Source organism: Algoriphagus sp. (assembly GCF_024642405.1).
Classification (GTDB): Bacteria; Bacteroidota; Bacteroidia; order Cytophagales; family Cyclobacteriaceae; genus Algoriphagus.
In genome coordinates this window covers 1-2,061 of the sequence record NZ_JAHEBC010000506.1, presented here as the reverse complement: position 1 = coordinate 2,061, position 2,061 = coordinate 1, and the positions used below count along the sequence as shown (strand labels likewise).

Here is a 2,061-nt window from a genome sequence, read left to right as displayed (position 1 = left end):
GGTTTTTGGGATTTGGGAGGATTTAGAAAAAGATGGAAAAGCTGATTTTTTACTTTGCAATTACGGGCATCATGGTGGGAATATTTCAATCTATCCAGATGGAAATCTAAACTCAGAACCCATTAAACTCGGTGGAGCGGGAGCTAGAAAATTAGAAATTGCCGATTTGAATAAAGATGGAAGGTTGGATGTCGTAGCCCTCTTTTGCCAAGGTAACGAACGAATTTCCGTTTTTTACAATCAGGGAAATGGCCAATTCGATTTTGAAGAAATCTTACTTCGGTTTTCTCCGGTGATGGGTTCCAGTTATTTTGAATTACAGGATTTCAATGGAGATGGATCATTAGATATCCTTTATAGCAATGGAGATAATTGGGATTACTCAGCTGTTGCCAAACCCTTTCATGGGTTTCGAATTTATGAAAATAAGAAAGATGGCACATTTGAGGAAGCTTGGTTCTATCCTCAGTATGGCGCTGCCAAAGCCATGACTTTAGACTTTGATCAGGATGGAGATTTGGATTTGGCCACGATTGCTTTTTACGATGAACTTGAAAATCCTGAGGCCCAATTTTTACTTTTTGAAAATAAGGGCAATATGACTTTTCAACCCAAATTCATTCCTGAGGCTGCTTTTGGAAAATGGATGACTATGGATGTGGGAGATTTAGATGGAGATGGTGATAAGGATATTGTCCTTGGTTCCTATTTACACAATACCCTGGAATACACTAAACTGATCATGCGAGGGATTAAAGAATTACCAAGTGTTTTGATTTTGGAGAATGAGAATTGAGGAAATCAAAGGAAGCTGACAATCCTAGTAGCGATTTCCTTTAATTGAATTGACTATAAGAATAGCCATTCAGTCGTTAGTACCATGACCAATATATTGTAGAGATCATTTTAGGGAAGTTTCAAAATGAGGTATCACAAGACAGAAGTAGTTTTAAAAAAATAAATGGATTGGTTTACGAAATCCACTTTGGTAGCATCCTGAGACTTCCGGGAAAAACTCTCGTTTGTTTAGCTCCATTAATCGGTGCTTCCTTTACGATAACCGGATTTTTGATTTGGCTTAATAAAAGGAAACAGAATTCAGTAAATTAATTGAGTCAAAATCTTTTGAAAGAAATTTGTTGAGTTAACTAATACTTCAAAAATTAGTTATGTAAACAAGCAAGATCAAAAAATTGGGATTTTCACGCCCTTTGAGCTTTAAATTTGAATTCAACGTGATAAATAGTTTATTTAAAGTTAACTTAGAAATAATATAAGATTCATCTGATCTATTTTTTAACAAAAATAAGTTTCTATAGATTAATTAAATTTTTGGTACCTCAAAAATTTTTTATGATTTCGCTGATCAAATTGCTTTGACCTATGAAGAATGATAATAAAGATCAATTATTTAATTATCGGCAACCTATGGTCACTGCTGCAGGAATCATTTTAGGCTTCGTTTTGAATTTTACAACAGATTTAGTCAAGCGTGGAAACAACAATAACCTTCTTTCCATCCTCATTTTAACATTCATCGCAAGCGGGATCATTTTTCTCATCATAACTCTTTTCAGGATCTTAAACCATAATTATAACAAAGAATTTCCCGAAATATATTATGGAAAAACACTCAGACTATTTATTTACGGGGTGATTCTATCTTTTAGCGGAGGTATTATCAAATTGCTACAGACACTTTTTACATTATAATTATTTTCAAGATTTAAACAATTAGCTATGAAGAAAGTACCATTTTCATTATGCCTGATTTTTTTCTTTTTCATTGTTGAGATGAAAACCTTTGCTCAGGAAATTTCTAAGATAGTTTTTGAAAACGTAAGAGTGTTTGATGGCTATTCTTCCGAGTTAAGTGCTCCTGTAAACGTTTTGATTGTTGGTAACAAAATAGCAGATATCAGTTCCTCAACTTTTGAAACCCAAACAAATCTCTTGGTAATAAATGGGCAGGGAAAAACATTAATGCCCGGTTTGATAGACAATCATGTTCATTTGACATTTGGGTCCATGACAATGAAGGAAATGATGACACCTTCATTT

The 2,061-nt window shown here is 33.9% G+C and carries 3 protein-coding genes and 1 pseudogene; all 4 read left to right on the top strand.

Going from position 1 to position 2,061, the window contains the following annotated elements; translation table 11 throughout:
- Positions 1 to 796 (top strand): VCBS repeat-containing protein (locus Q0L68_RS19930; protein WP_296705991.1); only part of this gene is annotated, 796 nt, incomplete at its 5' end.
- Between the two features lie 95 nt (positions 797 to 891).
- Positions 892 to 1,110: a PepSY-associated TM helix domain-containing protein gene (locus Q0L68_RS19925; protein ID WP_366938429.1), complete on the top strand. Its 219-nt coding sequence runs from the start codon at positions 892 to 894 to the stop codon at positions 1,108 to 1,110.
- Positions 1,111 to 1,383: 273 nt separating this feature from the next.
- A complete protein-coding gene (locus Q0L68_RS19920) occupies positions 1,384 to 1,713 on the top strand; it encodes a hypothetical protein (protein WP_296705990.1) in 330 nt (109 codons plus the stop codon).
- Positions 1,714 to 1,740: 27 nt separating this feature from the next.
- A pseudogene (locus Q0L68_RS19915) lies at positions 1,741 to 2,061 on the top strand (hypothetical protein); the annotation flags it as partial.